The sequence below is a fragment of the Microbacterium rhizosphaerae genome (assembly GCF_034120055.1).
In the GTDB taxonomy this organism is placed as follows: Bacteria; Actinomycetota; Actinomycetes; order Actinomycetales; family Microbacteriaceae; genus Microbacterium; species Microbacterium rhizosphaerae.
In genome coordinates, this window is record NZ_CP139368.1 from 3,424,717 (window position 1) to 3,439,605 (window position 14,889).

At 71.9% G+C, this 14,889-nt stretch carries 15 protein-coding genes; 4 read left to right on the forward strand and 11 right to left on the reverse strand.

Annotated elements, in window-relative coordinates; translation table 11 throughout:
- Window positions 1–148 precede the first annotated feature (148 nt).
- The 7 genes from SM116_RS15650 to SM116_RS15680 form a co-directional block, all read right to left on the reverse strand.
- The gene (locus SM116_RS15650) at window positions 149–964 is read right to left on the reverse strand and encodes an ABC transporter permease (protein ID WP_320941894.1); all 816 of its coding nucleotides are present in this window, start codon (window positions 962–964) and stop codon (window positions 149–151) included.
- Window positions 961–1,980 carry an ABC transporter ATP-binding protein gene (locus SM116_RS15655; RefSeq protein WP_320941895.1) on the reverse strand — a complete coding sequence of 340 codons (1,020 nt, stop codon included), beginning with the start codon at window positions 1,978–1,980 and terminating at the stop codon, window positions 961–963. Before SM116_RS15655 ends, SM116_RS15650 begins: the two co-directional genes overlap by 4 nt.
- Window positions 1,981–2,042: 62 nt before the next feature.
- The gene (locus tag SM116_RS15660; protein WP_320941896.1) at window positions 2,043–2,921 is read right to left on the reverse strand and encodes a permease prefix domain 1-containing protein; all 879 of its coding nucleotides are present in this window, start codon (window positions 2,919–2,921) and stop codon (window positions 2,043–2,045) included.
- Entirely contained in the window at window positions 2,918–3,268 is a 351-nt protein-coding gene (locus SM116_RS15665) for a PadR family transcriptional regulator (RefSeq protein ID WP_320941897.1), read from the reverse strand. Before SM116_RS15665 ends, SM116_RS15660 begins: the two co-directional genes overlap by 4 nt.
- Before the next feature lie 76 nt (window positions 3,269–3,344).
- On the reverse strand, window positions 3,345–4,202 hold the full coding sequence (locus tag SM116_RS15670) for a polyphosphate kinase 2 family protein (protein ID WP_320941898.1): 858 nt from the start codon (window positions 4,200–4,202) through the stop codon (window positions 3,345–3,347).
- A 71-nt stretch (window positions 4,203–4,273) separates the two neighbouring features.
- Window positions 4,274–6,112, reverse strand: coding sequence for a 2-succinyl-5-enolpyruvyl-6-hydroxy-3-cyclohexene-1-carboxylic-acid synthase (gene menD / locus SM116_RS15675; RefSeq protein WP_320941899.1), 1,839 nt, complete (start codon window positions 6,110–6,112; stop codon window positions 4,274–4,276).
- 31 nt (window positions 6,113–6,143) lie between these two features.
- Window positions 6,144–6,665 (reverse strand): PLD nuclease N-terminal domain-containing protein, encoded by a 522-nt coding sequence (locus tag SM116_RS15680; protein ID WP_320941900.1) that lies wholly within the window; start codon window positions 6,663–6,665, stop codon window positions 6,144–6,146.
- A 36-nt stretch (window positions 6,666–6,701) separates the two neighbouring features.
- Here SM116_RS15680 and SM116_RS15685 point away from each other — a divergent pair, with 36 nt between their 5' ends.
- Window positions 6,702–7,058, forward strand: a complete 357-nt coding sequence (locus SM116_RS15685; RefSeq protein WP_320941901.1) for a DUF4229 domain-containing protein — start codon at window positions 6,702–6,704, stop codon at window positions 7,056–7,058.
- 27 nt (window positions 7,059–7,085) lie between these two features.
- On the opposite strand, the gene SM116_RS15690 is transcribed toward SM116_RS15685, so the two are convergent.
- A complete protein-coding gene (locus SM116_RS15690) occupies window positions 7,086–8,048 on the reverse strand; it encodes a 1,4-dihydroxy-2-naphthoate polyprenyltransferase (RefSeq protein ID WP_425563193.1) in 963 nt (320 codons plus the stop codon).
- A 63-nt stretch (window positions 8,049–8,111) separates the two neighbouring features.
- Here SM116_RS15690 and SM116_RS15695 point away from each other — a divergent pair, with 63 nt between their 5' ends.
- Window positions 8,112–8,486, forward strand: a complete 375-nt coding sequence (locus tag SM116_RS15695; protein WP_320941902.1) for a VOC family protein — start codon at window positions 8,112–8,114, stop codon at window positions 8,484–8,486.
- A gap of 9 nt (window positions 8,487–8,495) precedes the next feature.
- On the opposite strand, the gene SM116_RS15700 is transcribed toward SM116_RS15695, so the two are convergent.
- Together SM116_RS15700 and SM116_RS15705 are read right to left on the reverse strand one after the other, a co-directional pair.
- Window positions 8,496–9,623, reverse strand: a complete 1,128-nt coding sequence (locus SM116_RS15700) for an AMP-binding protein (RefSeq protein ID WP_320941903.1) — start codon at window positions 9,621–9,623, stop codon at window positions 8,496–8,498.
- Window positions 9,623–10,555, reverse strand: coding sequence for a 1,4-dihydroxy-2-naphthoyl-CoA synthase (locus tag SM116_RS15705; RefSeq protein WP_320941904.1), 933 nt, complete (start codon window positions 10,553–10,555; stop codon window positions 9,623–9,625). The genes SM116_RS15700 and SM116_RS15705 overlap by 1 nt, the downstream gene beginning before the upstream one ends.
- A gap of 91 nt (window positions 10,556–10,646) precedes the next feature.
- Between SM116_RS15705 and SM116_RS15710 the strand changes: the two genes are divergently transcribed.
- Entirely contained in the window at window positions 10,647–11,180 is a 534-nt protein-coding gene (locus tag SM116_RS15710) for a hypothetical protein (RefSeq protein ID WP_320941905.1), read from the forward strand.
- Window positions 11,177–14,173 carry an ATP-binding cassette domain-containing protein gene (locus tag SM116_RS15715; protein WP_320941906.1) on the forward strand — a complete coding sequence of 999 codons (2,997 nt, stop codon included), beginning with the start codon at window positions 11,177–11,179 and terminating at the stop codon, window positions 14,171–14,173. The genes SM116_RS15710 and SM116_RS15715 overlap by 4 nt, the downstream gene beginning before the upstream one ends.
- A 22-nt stretch (window positions 14,174–14,195) precedes the next feature.
- On the opposite strand, the gene SM116_RS15720 is transcribed toward SM116_RS15715, so the two are convergent.
- Window positions 14,196–14,885 carry an NADPH-dependent F420 reductase gene (locus SM116_RS15720; protein WP_320941907.1) on the reverse strand — a complete coding sequence of 230 codons (690 nt, stop codon included), beginning with the start codon at window positions 14,883–14,885 and terminating at the stop codon, window positions 14,196–14,198.
- Between the last annotated feature and the right edge of the window lie 4 nt (window positions 14,886–14,889).

Here is a 14,889-nt window from a genome sequence, read left to right on the forward strand (position 1 = left end):
AGGCTCGGGGACCTGTCGAGGGGGCGGGGCCAACGGTGATCGTCGGTGCGACCCCTCGACAGGCTCGGGGACCTGTCGAGGGGGCGGGGCCAACGGTGATCGTCGGTGCGACCCCTCGACGGGCCCGGGGACCTGCCACCGGGGGTCGTCAGAGAGCGCGCTGGTAGGTGCGGAGCGAACGGACCGCCCACGCGAACGCCAGCACCGCGAGCAGAGCGAGGCCCCCGGCCTGCCACCACCCGGCATCCGGATACGAGCCGTCGAGTCCGCCGCGACCGAGCTCGACGGCCCACGTCATCGGATTCCACCTCGAGACGTTCGCCACCCACTCCGGCATGAGCGATGCGGGCATCATCGTCGTGGACAGGAACGTCGCCGGCAGCACGATCAGCTGCGACAGGCTGATCAGCGCGATCTGGCTGCGCGAGATGAGCGCGACCGCGGTCGAGCAGCAGCAGAAGATCGTCGCCAGAAGCGTCGCGACGCCGAGGGCGACGAGCATCCCTCCCGCGCCGCCCGGGTAGCGCGCCCCGGCCAGCCAGCCGATCCCGAGCACGACGATCGACTGGGCGATGTTGATGACGAGCTGCTGGATCAGCTGCCCTGTCACGATCGCCGAGCGCGAGATCGGCGACGTGAGGTACTGGTCCATCACGCCGGAGTTGATGTCGTCGATGTAGCCGGTTCCGGCCCACGCTCCGGAGTAGAGGACCGTCATCATGAGGATGCCGGGCACCAGATAGTCGATGTACCCCGCGCCGCCGAACTGCGGCAGCGCGCCGAGCGAGTGGAAGACGCTGCCGAACAGCACGATCCAGATGATCGGCTGCACGAGCGACATGACGGGGCCCCACACCTGGCGGAGCACCGCGATGAGCCAGCGGCGCAGGACCTGCCCCGTCTGGGTGAACCAGCCCGCGGTCGCGGGCCGCGCCGTGCCGATCGGCGCTGCAAGAGTCGTCATGCTGCCTGTCCTTCCAGGACGTCGTCGGCGCCCTGCGCGCCGTCGAAGGTGTGACCGACGAAGTGCAGGTACACATCGTCGAGGGTGGGGTGGGATGCCGAGACCTGCCCGTAGCGGATGTGCGCGGCATCCAGCGCGGCGATCACGGAGCCGACAGCGGCGGAGGCGTCGTCGGTGCGGGCGGCCAGCACCCCGTCGACGGCGGATGCCTCGATCACGACGTCGCGCAGACCCGGGACGTTCGAGACGGCGGCGCGAACGCGGGCCGCGTCGGGCTCGACGAGGCTCACGCGCACCGAGTCGCCGTGCAGCGCGGCCTTCAGCTCGTCGGGCGTGCCCTGCACGACGGCGCGGCCGCGGTTGACGATCAGCAGCTCGTCGGCGAGACGATCGGCCTCCTCCATGTAGTGCGTCGTGAGGATGACCGTCAGGGCCTCCTCCCCCGAGAGCCGCCGGATCTCGGCCCACATCGCCGCCCGCGCCTCCGGGTCGAGCCCGGTCGTGGGCTCGTCGAGGAACAGGACGCGCGGCCGGTGCACGAGGGCCGCCGCGACATCGAGTCGGCGACGCATCCCGCCCGAGAAGGTGCTCACGAGGCGCTTGGACGCCTCGGCGAGCCCGAACTCCTGGAGCAGCCGCCTCGCCCGCGCGACCGCGTCGGACGCCCCGATGCCGCGCAGCCGCGCCGCGATCGTGAGGTTCTCCGTCGCGGTCAGCAGCGGATCGGTGCTCGCACCCTGCGAGACGTAGCCGATCGCCGCGCGGACCGCGCCCGGCTCTCGCAGGACGTCGTGCCCGGCGACCTGGGCCGTGCCGCTCGTCGGCCGCGAAAGGGTCGTGAGGATCTTCGTGGTGGTGGACTTGCCGGCGCCGTTCGGGCCGAGCAGGCCGAAGACGCGGCCGGCCGGAACGGTGAAGCGGAGGCCGTCGAGAGCGCGGACGGCGGGCCGGCGGCCGCGGCCCGGATAGACCTTCACGAGGTCTTCGGCCGTGATGGCCGGGGTGTTTTCAGGCATGGCGAAGCATCCTTTCCTTCGATCGATGTGTTGCGGGGTGGTCGCCTCACGGCGACCGGGGTTCAGGACCGGTGGCCGAACAGCATGCGGCCGAGCACGAACATCCACACGGCGAGGCCGACCGCGAGGGCGACGGGGGCCCACCACCACCCGGCGGTGAAGGCGAGAACGGCCGCCGCTGCGAACGTGAGCACCCAGATCCCGACCGTGTAGACGCCGAATCGCGCTGCCGTCGCGGGCTCCTCCTCGAACCGGTTCGGCGGCTGCGCGCCGCGCGCCTGCCGCGTCCACGCCTTGTGCCGGTTGGTCGTCGTCGCACCGAGCCATGCGAGCAGGGCGATGGATGCCACGAACAGCACAGCCGCGACCACGACCAGCCACAGCTGGTCGAGGTGTGCGGCGAACGTCCCGCCGAGCGCGAGCGCCGCGAGGGTCCCGCCCGTGCCGAGGCCGAAGCCGACGGCCCGGCCGACCGGCAGCGGGTGATTGGTCGTCGTCTCCTGCTGCAGCGCGTCGGCGGTCACGAATCCCAGAGCGAGGGCCACGACGGCGCCGAGACCGAGCATCCCGGCCGTGGAGATGTCGAGGAGGCCGCTCTTGCCGAGCACGAAGAGCACGACGGCGACCGCGGCCACGAGGCTCAGCACGACCGTGCGGACGACGAATGCCGGCCGGGGACGCACGCGGTGGCGCAGCGCGAGCGCGGTGTAGTCGTCGCGGACGGGCGTGGCATCGGGCGCATCCTCGAGGAGGGCGCGGATGTCGCCCAGCTCGGCGATCGCGCGGCGCGCGGCATCCGTCGGCGACACGCCGGACGCCTCGAGCTCGTCGGCCCGCGCGATGAGGTTGGCGCGGATCTCCTCCTTCAGGTCCTGCGTGTCGGGGGTCATCTCGACGCCCGCGAACGCCTCATCGAGCAGCCGGTGGATGTCGTTGTTCATTTCGTTTCCTTCACGTCGAGAAGAGAGTCGATGATCGCGCGGGTCGCAACCCAGGCCGCGACGTTCGAGGTGTAGACGGCGCGGCCGGCGTCGGTGATCCGGTAGTACTTGCGGCGCCCGCCCTGGGTCTCGTCGCCCCAGTAGGACTCGACGAGCCCGTCCTTCTCCAGGCGGCGGTACGTGGCATAGAGAGTGGCTTCCTTGATCTCGCGGTCGCCGCCGGTGGCATCCCGGATCGCCTTGTAGATCTCGAAGCCGTAGCGGTCGCCGCGGCGCAGCACCCCGAGCACGATCGTGTCGGTATGGCCACGCAGCAGGTCGGCCGCGAAAGCGTCGTCGTTGGTCATGTCAAGTACTGTATCAGATCAAGTACTAGTCCGCACCAACTACTTGGCGTGGCCATTCAGGCGGGACCGGCTGCGGTCAGCTGACGAGCAGGCGCTTGCGCTCCGCATCGACGTCGTAGGTCGCCGCCGGCCAGCGCGGATCGATGTCCTGCAGCGCGCGGATCAGCAGCTGCTGCACCGCGAGGCGCGCATACCACTTGCGGTTGGCCGGTACGACGAACCAGGGCGCATCCGCCGTCGAGGTGCGCTCGAACGCGACCTGGTAGGCATCCATGTAGTCGGGCCACAGGCGACGCTCGTCGATGTCGCCGGGGTTGTACTTCCAGTGCTTGTCGGGGCGGTCCAGACGCGCCATGAGACGCGTGCGCTGCTCGTCGCGCGAGATGTGCAGCATGACCTTGACGACGCGGGTGCCGGCATCCGTCAATCGCTTCTCGAAGTCGACGATCGCTCCGTACCGGCGCTCGATCTCGTCGGCCGAGGCGAGTCGGCGGACGCGTCCGATCAGGACGTCCTCGTAGTGGGAGCGGTCGAAGACGCCGATCATCCCGGTCTCGGGTGTGCGCTTCTCGATGCGCCACAGGAAGTCGTGGGCGAGCTCCTCCTCGGTCGGCTTCTTGAACGCCGTCAGCCACACGCCCTGAGGATCGACGCTTCCCATCACGTGCCGGACGATGCCACCCTTGCCCGCGGTGTCCATCGCCTGCAGCACGAGGAGCACGGATGTGTGGCGCCCTCCGCCGCGGCTCGACGCGAACAGGCGCTCCTGCAGCTCGTCGAGCTGCGCGGCACCCCGTGCGAGATCGTCTTCACCGTCGCTCTTGCCGCCGTCGTAGGCAGGCGTCGCCTCGGCATCGACGTCGGCGAGCCGAAAGCCCTCGCCCACGCGCAGCAGCTCGGCGACGTCCGCCGTCCAGGAGATCTTCTTCGACATGTGCACATCCTGGCGGATCGCACGGCCGCACGACACCCGCTCGCCGAGAGGGCGTCCCGATGCTCGGAGCCTCAGCGCTCGAGCGGGACCTCGACGAGCTGCGGCCCGCGCACCGGCGAGGTGAGCGCCTCGTCGAGGGCGGAGCGCGTCGAGACGACGATGTGCTCCCACCCGTATGCCGCCGCGAGCTCCGCCAGGCGAACGCGCTGCGGTGTGTACATGACCCGATCCATGTCGGCGGGTGCCGCGATGCCCGCGACCTCGAGATCGTCGAAGATCGTGCCGCCGCCGTCGTTTCCGACGATGACCTGGATGCGTGGTGCGACCTCGGACGGCGGCACCAGGAGCGCGCCGACATCGTGCAGCAGCGCGAGGTCGCCCAGGAGGACGCGCGTGATTCCCGCTGCGCCGCGTGCCTGCGAGACGAGGGCGATGCCGAGCGCGGTGGAGACTGTGCCGTCGATGCCCGCCAGCCCCCGGTTCGCATGGACGGGCACCTTCTTGCCCGGCAGCACGGCGTCGGCGACCCGCACCAGACGCGACGACCCGAAGACGAGACGGTCGTGCGGCCAGGACGCCCGCCAGACCGCGTCGACGAGCGCGACCCGATCGACGGGTGCGCGCAGCACGCCGACCTCTGCGGCGATCGCGCCGAGCCGCTCATGCGGGACGGCGGACGACAGGCCGGCCGCGTCAGGCGGCGGCGGGGCGAGATCGACGGATGCGTCGCGCGACGCGTGCATCCACTCCGCCAGCCACTCGCGGTCGGCCTCGCCGCCGCCGACGGCGACCCGCGCGACCGAGGCGGTCTCGCCGTTGAGATTCAGCGGCTCCCCCGGTCCGCGGAGGGCGATGACCTCGACATCTGCGCGCGACAGCAGCGCCGTGACCTCACGGCTCAGGGTGGGATGACCGAAGACGACGGCGCGCTCGATGCGTCCGCCGAGCTCGGGATCGCGCAGCAGCTGCCGGTAGCCGTGCACGACACGCCGGCCGTAGCGGGCGCCGCTGACGATCTCGGCGATGAGCGGCCAATTGCCGACGTGCGCGAGGATCTCGGCGTCCGGCCCGGCGTCGGCCCCGGCGATCACGACGGTGCGCGGTCCGCGTGCCAGGACGACGGTGGCGTCGTCGACGGGCTCGTCGGTCTCGCCGACGCCTCCGCCGCCCTGGTAGAGGGCTCCCGAAGCGTCGTCCTCGGGCAGGATGTCGGGGTCGAGGTCGACGGGATGCTGCGTCTCGTCCCGCTCGCCGGCGCTGTCGCGGTCCGCGACCGGATCGACCGGGACGTGAGCGGCCGTGAACCAATCGGGCAGGCGACCGGCCAGCGGCTCGCGGTAAGGAAGGTTCAGGTGCACGGGACCGGCCGGGATCTCGTCCGTGCCGAGCGCGGCGCGCAGCGCCTCGAGAGCGACGGACCGCAGCACGGCGGTCTGCTCGCCCGTCCCGTCGGGGTCGACGGCATCGGGCACCGGGAGATCGGCATCCATCCGCACCGCCGCCCCGTACACGCCCGGCTGCCGGGTGGTCTGGTTCGCGCCGACGCCGCGCAGCTCGGGCGGCCGGTCGGCGGTCAGCAGCAGGAGCGGCACCCCCGAGTGGTGCGCCTCGAGCACGGCGGGCAGCAGGTTCGCGACCGCGGTGCCCGAGGTGCAGACGACGGCGGCCGGCATCCCCGACTCGCGTCCGATGCCGAGCGCGAGGAAGCCCGACACACGCTCGTCGATGCGCACATGCAGATCGATCGCGTCCGCGTGTGCCAGGTGCGCAGCGACGAGAGCAAGGGCCTGCGATCGCGACCCGGGGCTCAGGACGACGTGGCGCACGCCGGCATCGACGAGGGCGCCCAGCAGTGAGGCCGCGGCATCCGACGCGGGGGATGCATCCGAGGGGACCGCTGAGACGTCCACGCCGTCGGCGACGGTATGCGCGCCGCCCACGTCAGCCGTTCGCTCCGTGCCGCCCGAGCCCGTCCCCGTCGCCGTCCCTGGAGGAGGTGTCGTCCGTCGAGGACGACGGCGTCGGCGCCCCGTCGGCGTTGCGGCGCGGCTTGCCCGGCCGGTCGGAATCGGGCCTGGCCTTGTCGGGCTTGGGAGGCTTGTCGCCGCGCGCCTTGTCGCCCTTGGACTGCGGCGGGAGATCGTCCTCGGCGTCGAGGCGGGCGAGCTCCTCCTCCAGCTGGCGGATGCGCTCGTCCTGCGCCGACAGCGGAGACACCGACCGCAGGAAGGCGGGGTCGTCATCCGGCGAGTCGGGGATCGTGATCGCGACGTCGCGGGCGCGAACGCGCCCGACCCAGAACCAGAGGATGCCGCCGAGCACGGGGATGAGGATCACGATGAGGATCCAGACGGGCTTGCTCACTCCGCGGTGCCGGATCGACGGCTGCGCGGCGCAGTCGATGACGCTGAAGACCCAGAACATCAGGACCAGCGGCACCAGGATGATCAGCAACCGCGTCACAGCTTCATCCTAGGGTGGCGCGCCTAGGATGGCTCTGTGAGAATCCGCTCCACCCTGGTGTATTCGGTGCTGCGGCTCCTGGCTTTCCTCGTGCCGTTCGGCATCATGATGCTGTTCCCGGTGTTCCAGCAGCTGTACTGGCTCGCGGCGGTCTTCGCCGCCCTCATCGGCCTCAGCCTGTCGATGCTCTTCCTGCGCCGTCCCCTGAACGAGATGTCCGCGGGCATCGCCGAGCGTCGCGCGGCGCACCCGCGGAAGAAGCCCTCGGACGAGGACCTCGAGGATGCCGCGGACGACGCGATGCACGAGTACGACGACTCCGGCGTCCCCGCAGCACCCGCCGACGCGCCCGCGGATGCCGCGGCGTCCCGCCGGCGCGACGACCAGAGCTGACGGCCGCGGCTCGAGGCCGGCGCCGGCTCAGCCGACGAAGGCCCAGAACAGCAGCGCGGCATAGAGCAGCGAGCCGAACGAGGTCAGCGACAGCGCGACCACGAGCTCGCGCGGCGCCTTGTACGTCCACACGATGAGGATGGCGGGCCCGAGCAGCAGCAGCGTCATGAGGGTCAGCCACGCGATCGGGTAGAAGACCGCGATGAGCACGCCGATCGCGAGCGCGAGGGCGACGAGCACGGTGTAGAACACCTGCGTGCCACGGCGACCGATGCGCACCGACAGCGTCATCTTGCCTGCCGCGCGGTCCTGGTCGATGTCGCGCAGGTTGTTCGCGAGCAGCACGGCGCAGGCGAAGAATCCCGCTGCGACAGCGCCGAACCACGCCTCCTGAGGGAGGACGCGCACCTGGATCCACGTCGTGCCGAGCGTCGCGACGAGGCCGAAGAACACGAAGACGAACAGTTCGCCGAGGCCCGCGTAGCCGTACGGCCGCTTGCCGCCCGTGTAGAACCACGCGGCGACGATGCACAGTGCCCCGACCGCGATGAGCCACCACTGCTGCGTGCGGACGACGAGGGCCAGGCCCGACAGCGCGGCGAGCGCGAAGAAGACCAGCGCGACCGTGAGAACCGCGCGGGGCTTGGCGCGGCCGGCGCCCGTCAGCCGTGCGGGGCCGACCCGGAAGGCGTCGGTGCCGCGCACGCCGTCGCTGTAGTCGTTGGCGTAGTTCACGCCGATCTGCAGGAAGACCGCGACCGCCAGGCATCCGAGCGCCAGCACCCAGTGCAGCAGCCCGTCGACGAGGTGTGCAGCGCCGGTTCCGATGATCACCGGGGCGACAGCCAGGGGCAGCGTGCGCAGGCGTGCGGCTCCGACCCAATCGCGGAAGGTGGCCGGCTTCACGGCGACCTCGGGTCTCTTGGCGGGGTTGCCGCTTCGTCCGCTCGCCTTGCCGCGCCTGCCGTTCTTCGCTGTGCTCGCTGCCACCCCCGCATCATACGGGTCGCGCACATGCCTCTCGATGTCCGACCACGGGAGGACGATGTCCTCATGCTGAGCATCGGATCCATCGTGCTGACCGTGGAGGACCTGCCGCGGGCGCGCGCCTTCTGGAGTGCCGCCCTGGGGTACGTCGACCGCGGCGAGCCGAGCGACGACTGGGTCATCCTCGACCCGCCGGACAAAGGCGGGTGGAACGGCCCCGGGACGAGCATCGCGCTGTCGGTGACGGGCTACCCGCAGCACTATCCGCCGCGGCTGCACCTCGACCTGTACGCCGACGACCCGTCGGCGCAGATCGCGCGGCTACGGGGACTCGGGGCGCGCGAGGTCGATTGGCACGGATATCCGGACGGCGCCGACTACATCGTGCTCGAGGACACCGAGGGCAACCGGTTCTGCGTCGTCGACGTCTCGGATCGCTGACCCGACGGATCAGGCGAGTCCGCGACGGATCTGCTCACGGTCGGGCTTGCCCGACGACAGCTCGGGGATCGCGTCGACGCGCACGAGCCGCGCGGGCCGCGCCGGCGACCCGACTTCGGCCGCGACGACCGCACGCGCCTTGGCGAGAAGAGCCGAGTCCTGGTCGCTCCAGCCGGCGACGACGATGACGGATGCTTCGCCCCACCGCTCGTCCGGCACTCCGACGACCACAGCATGCTCGAGGCCCGTGACCGTGTGCACGGCACGTTCGACGCGGTCGAGGGAGATGTTGATGCCGCCCGACACGATGACGTTGTCGATGCGGCCGCGTACCCGCAGCACGCCGTCCTCGATGACGCCCGCGTCTCCGGTGCGGTACCACCGGGTGCCGTCCGCATCGCGGGGGAAGACCGCATCCGCCAGCGCGTCGTCGCCGAGATATCCGGTCGCGAGGGTCGGGCCGGACAGCTGGACCTCGGCGTCGACGATGCGCGCCTCGACCCCGCGGAGGGGAACGCCGTCGTAGACGCATCCGCCGCTGGTCTCTGTCGATCCGTAGGTCCGCACGATCCGCGCCCCGAGGTCGACGGCGCGGTCGCGGACGGCGGGCGGCAGCGCCTGTCCCCCGACGAGAATCGCCTCGAACGAGCGCAGTGCGCGGGCGGTCTCGGCGTCGGTGGCCGCCGCGTCGAGCAGTCGCGAGAGCTGCGCCGGCACGAGCGAGGTATAGGTCGGGCCGCCCTCGCGGCGGGCGAGCGATAGGGCCGCCGTCGTGAACGACGCCGGCGAGAACGCACCCTCGAGGATCGCCGGCTCGCGGCCGGCGACGAGCGCCCGCACGAGCACCTGGAGCCCGGCGACGTAGCTCGCGGGCAGCGCCAGCAGCCACGACCCGTCGCCGATGCGCGCCGCGGTCGCGAGGGCGCTGGCCGTGAGCGCATCCCGGCTGAGCACGACGGATTTCGGGATGCCCGTCGACCCCGACGTCGTCACCACGACGGCGGTGCGGTCGGGCACGATCCCGTGCGCCGGTGCGAGCATGCCGAGACCGAGGGCCGGTCCGCGTCCGACCAGGGCACCCCTGAGGGCCTGCAGCACGTCGTGCGGGTCGTCCCCCGAGAGGGGCTCGAGCCTCATCAGAAGTGCCAGGGATACGGCGACCAGTCGGGGTCGCGCTTCTGCAGGAACGCGTCGCGGCCCTCGACGGCCTCGTCGGTGCCGTAGGCGAGACGCGTCGCCTCACCGGCGAACACCTGCTGCCCCACCATCCCGTCGTCCACCGCGTTGAAGGCGAACTTCAGCATGCGGATCGCCGTCGGCGACTTCGTCAGGATGGTGCGGGCCATCGCAACGGCCTCGCGCTCGAGCTCGGCATGCGGGACGACCCGGTTCACGGCGCCCATCTCGTACGCGCGCTGCGCCGAGTACTCCTCGGCGAGGAAGAACACCTCGCGCGCGAACTTCTGGCCGATCTGCCGCGCGAAGTAGGCGGAGCCGTAGCCGGCGTCGAACGAGCCGACATCGGCATCCGTCTGCTTGAACCGGCCGTGCTCGGCCGACGCGATCGACAGGTCGCAGACGACGTGCAACGAGTGCCCGCCTCCGGCCGCCCAGCCCGGGATGACGGCGATGACGACCTTCGGCATGAAGCGGATGAGCCGCTGCACCTCGAGGATGTGCAGGCGGCCGAGGGATGCCGCGGACGGCGCCGCGGGCACCTCCGATGCCGGGCTGGGACCCGTGACGGCCGGGCTCTCGTACTGATAGCCGGAACGGCCGCGGATGCGCTGGTCGCCGCCCGAGCAGAACGCCCAGCCGCCGTCCTTCGGGCTCGGGCCGTTGCCGGTGAGCAGCACGACCCCGATGCTCGGGTCCTGCCGGGCGATGTCGAGCGCCCGATACAGCTCATCGACGGTCTGCGGCCGGAACGCGTTGCGCACCTCGGGACGGTCGAACGCGATGCGCGCGATGCGGCCGTCCGTGGAGACGTGCGCGGTGATATCCGCATAGCCGTCCGCACCGGGCGCGGGCACCCACACGGACTCGTCGAAGAGCTCCGAAACCGTCACCGGTCCAGCCTACGCGCGGGGGCTGCAGTGCCATCGGTCGCGCGGCGTCACACGCCCGCAGCAGCGTCAGGGCGACCCCTACCCTGGAGACGTGACACTCCGCTCCGCACTCGCTGCTGCCACCGCATCCGCCGCCCTCGTCCTCGCTCTCGCCGGCTGCTCGTCCGCGACACCGGCAGCAGGATCCTCCGCGTCGCCCACGGCGACCGCTGGCGCGACGTGCGCAGGGGTCACGGTCATCGTCGATCCGGGCGACCTGAAGGTGCCGGCATCCGACAAGAAGAAGACGTGCGTCGCGACCGACGCGCCGATCACCGCCGCCCAGGCCCTCACGAAGGCCGCAGTGACGACGGAGGGCACGAAGCAGTACGGCGACCAGGTCGTGTGCCGTGTGAACGGCATCCCGTCGGCGCAGCTCGACATCCCCGCATCCGACGGCAGCACGTACCACGAGCAGTGCCAGGGGATGCCGGCTGCCTTCGCCTACTGGGCGCTGTGGCTGAAGCCCGCCGGGGGCACGTGGGCGTATGCGCAGGAGGGCATGTCCACCCAGAAGGTCGAGCCCGGACAGAGCATCGAGCTGCTGTTCACCCTCAACGACAAGCCCACCACTCCCGCACCATGACCCTCAGACCCGCGCCGTTGCGCGCGGCGGCGATCCTGGCCGCCGTGTTCATCGGGGCGCGGGTGGTCTACCGCATCCTGTTCGACGGGACGGATGCCGGCGGCCCGGTGCTCATGCCGCTGCCGGCGATGCGGCTGCCCGAGCCGTTCGCGCACGTCGTTCTGCTCGGTCCCGTCACGGCGGGCGGGCTCGGGGATGCGGTCGCCTCGGCGATCCCCATCGCGGCGCTGATCCTCGCGTTCGGCGTGCTGAACGCGCTGGTGGACGTATCCCGCGGCTTCGCGGTGCTCGCGCGGCGCGGACCTTTGCGCGCGGTCGCGCGAATGCTCGCGATCGCATGGGCGACGCTGCCGGCGCTGGCCGACGCGGTGCGCTCCGTGCGATTCGCCTTCCGGGTGCGCGGTGAGCGCTTCGGAGCGCGTGCCCTCGTGCCGATCCTGGAGCGGACACTCGAGCGCGCGTCATCCGTGGCCGCCGCGCTGGAGCTGCGGGGCTTCGGTGCGACCCCGCGGGTGACATCGCTCGCCGCGGACTGCGTCCGGCCCGTCGTCATCCGCGACGCCGCCTTCGCCTACGCGGCTGCGCGCCCGAGCGGGTCGAGCCGTCACGATCCGCCCGATGCGGCCGCAGACCGTGACGGGCGAGCAGATCACCCCACACCGCCGGGCCTGCGGATTGGCGAGTTCGCGCCGCCGGTGGGCTCCCTCACGGTCGTGACGGGAGAGACCGGTGCGGGCAAGTCCACGCTGTTGCGAGGGCTCGCCGGGCTGCTCTCCCACGTCGACGGCGGCTCGATCGACGGCCTCGTCCGGATCGCCGGTTTCGACCGGGTCTGCCTGCCGCCGCGCGACACCTCCCGGTTCGTGGGGGTCGTGCTGCAGAATCCGCGGGAGGCGTTCGCGACCGAGCGCGTGCGCGACGAGATCGGTCTCGCCCTGGAACTGCGCGGCGTCGCGTCTGTCATCGTGTCCGCGCGGATCGCCGAGGTCGCCGAGCACGTCGGAGTCGTGCATCTGCTCGACCGGCCCGTTCGCACGCTGTCGGCCGGCGAGGCGACCCTGGTGGCGATCGCCGCCGCCGTGGTCGAGCGGCCCATCGTGCTGCTCGTGGACGAGCCTCTGGCGGACCTCGACGTCGAGGCTCGCACGCGGGTCATCGCCGTGCTGGACGCGCTCGCGCACACGGCCGGGGTGTGCGTCGTCGTGGCCGAGCACCGTGCCGCGGCGTTCCTGCCGGCTGCGGATGCGTGGTGGGCCATCGAGGACGGCGCACTCGTGCCGGGCTCGGCCCCGGTTCGGGTCGCTGCGCGCGTGTCGGGGCCGCGCCCGGTGAGCGGTTCCCGGCGGGTGCTGGACGTCGCTGACCTCGCGGTCGAACGGGATCGGTCCGTACTCGTCCGCGCGGCGTCGCTCGCTCTGGACTCCGGCGAGATCGTCGCTCTGGTCGGCCCGAACGGGGCGGGCAAGTCCACGCTCCTCGCCGCTCTCGCCCTCCCCGCCACGGGGATGCCGGTCGTGGCCGCCGGTCGCGTCGCGCTCGTGCCGGATGCATCAGACGACCTGTTCACGCGCGACACCGTGGGCGCGGAACTCGACGCGGCCGACCGCCGCGCGCGCGCCGTGCGCGGAACCTCTGCGGCCCGCCTCGCACGCCTGCTCGGCGGTGAGCGTGTCGATCCGCGGCGGCATCCCCGCGATCTGTCCGCAGGCCAACGTCGCTGCCTCGCGATCACGGTGCAATCGGCGGGCGATCCGCAGGTGCTGCTGATCGACGAGCCCACGCGGGGGCTGGATGCGTCTGCCCGCGGGCTCGTCGCCCATGCACTGCGAGAGGCGGCGGATGCGGGGACCGCCGTGCTCTTCGCGACGCACGACGCGGACTTCGCTGCCGCGCTGGGCGCGCGCATCCTGCCGATGCACAGTGGTGTGGTGCCGGCTGCTCGCGCACCCGAAACGCCACCCGGACAACCCCGTTTCGACTCGCTCCGCTCGCTCAACGACCCGCAAGACGTCTCCCCCGGACAACCCCGTTTCGACTCGCTCCGCTCGCTCAACGACCCGCAAGACGCCCCCCACCCGGTCGTTGAGCGAGGGAGCGCCAGCGACCGAGACGAAACGCCACCCGGACAACCCCGTTTCGACTCGCTCCGCTCGCGCAACGACCGGCCGGGCTCGGGGAGCGCACGACCCCGGTCGCCGCGGCACTGGCTGCCGCTCGTCGCGTCGGCGGCGGCGAACCTCGTCGCGCTCGCGGCATTCTGCTGGCCGTTCGTCGCGGACGCGCTGCCGACCGAGGCCGCGGCCGCTGTGCCCTTCGCCGCTCTCGCCCTGGCACCGCTGGCGGCGATCGCGGTCGCCGCATCCCTCGACGGGACCGTCCGCTCCGCGCACACGATCGCGCTGCTCGGCGTCCTGGCCGCGGTCGGCGCCGCTGTCCGCATCGCGAGCAGCGGAGTCGGCGGGGTCGAGGCCGTATTCATCCTGCTGATCCTCGCCGGGCGCGCTTTCGGAGCCCGGTTCGGCCTGCTGCTCGGCGTCGCGACCATCGCGATCTCGAGTGTCATGTGGGGCGGCATCGGCCCGTGGACGCCCTTCCAGATGTTCGCGTGCGCCTGGGTCGGGGCGGGTGCGGGCATCCTGCCTCGCCGGGTGCGCGGCTGGGCGGAGATCTGGATGCTGTGCGCCTACGGCGTCCTCGCCTCCTACCTGTTCGGTCTCCTCCTGAACCTCTGGTTCTGGCCGTTCGCGGTCGGCGCCGGCACCGGCATCTCATACGTCCCGGGCGCTCCGATCGGCCAGAACCTCGCGAGCTTCCTCGTGTACTCGCTCATCACCTCGACGCTGAGCTGGGACACGCTCCGCGCGATCACGACCGTCGTCGGGGTCGTCGTCATCGGTCGCGCCGTGCTCGCGTCCCTCCGGCGGGCGAAGCCCATCGCGTCGCCCGCGCCTGCGCGCGCGGCGAAGGCCGAAGCCTTCTCACGGGCCCGCTGAAACCCCGCGCACAGGAGATGCCTCAGGCGACGCGGGCACGGGCCGCGGCGGCGAACCGGCCGCGCTGCGAGCGCGGGAAGCGCTCGATCATCGCGGTGAGCTCGGCTGCATCCACGTCGGCACCGAAGGGCTCCGTGCTGGGCTCGAGACGCATCCCGTCGGCGAGGCGACCGGCGATCACGGGATCGAAGCCGAACGCGTCGACGAGCCGGGCGACGGCCGCCACGTCATCCGGATCATCGCCGGCGATCGCGATCGCCTTGCGGCCCTCCGCGCCCGCGGGCCGAGCCTCCTCCTCGAGGTCGCGGTAGCCCATGTGGTTGAACCCCTTCACGACCCGCGCGCCCTCGAGGAACGCCTGGACGGTCTCGCTCGTCGAGGTCAGGGGGTCCTCGAAGTCGGGACGGTAGCCGTCGACATCCCACCAGTAGTTCATGGCGTCGATGACGAGCTTGCCGCGCAGCGGCTCGACCGGGATCGTCCGGTGCTTGCCGAGGGGCAGCGCGAGGATGACGACGCCCGCGCGGGTCGCCGCATCCAGCGCCGTCGTCGCCTCCGCGCCCGGAGCGAGCACCTCGACCGCCTGGGCGATGCGCGTGGAATCCCCGGACCCGGCCACCAGCACGCGACGACCGGATGCGACGGCGAGCCGGGCCAGCACCAGCCCGACCTTGCCGGCGCCGAGGATGCCGATCGTCTGCGGGTCTTCCACGGAT

Coding starts and splice junctions, on each gene's coding strand:
- SM116_RS15700 (WP_320941903.1), bottom strand. CDS start 9,623: ATGAGGCTCGAGCCCCTCTCGGGGGACGACCCGCACGACGTGCTGCAG.
- SM116_RS15715 (WP_320941906.1), top strand. CDS start 11,177: ATGACCCTCAGACCCGCGCCGTTGCGCGCGGCGGCGATCCTGGCCGCC.
- SM116_RS15670 (WP_320941898.1), bottom strand. CDS start 4,202: ATGTCGAAGAAGATCTCCTGGACGGCGGACGTCGCCGAGCTGCTGCGC.
- SM116_RS15660 (WP_320941896.1), bottom strand. CDS start 2,921: ATGAACAACGACATCCACCGGCTGCTCGATGAGGCGTTCGCGGGCGTC.
- SM116_RS15695 (WP_320941902.1), top strand. CDS start 8,112: ATGCTGAGCATCGGATCCATCGTGCTGACCGTGGAGGACCTGCCGCGG.
- SM116_RS15655 (WP_320941895.1), bottom strand. CDS start 1,980: ATGCCTGAAAACACCCCGGCCATCACGGCCGAAGACCTCGTGAAGGTC.
- SM116_RS15665 (WP_320941897.1), bottom strand. CDS start 3,268: ATGACCAACGACGACGCTTTCGCGGCCGACCTGCTGCGTGGCCATACC.
- SM116_RS15650 (WP_320941894.1), bottom strand. CDS start 964: ATGACGACTCTTGCAGCGCCGATCGGCACGGCGCGGCCCGCGACCGCG.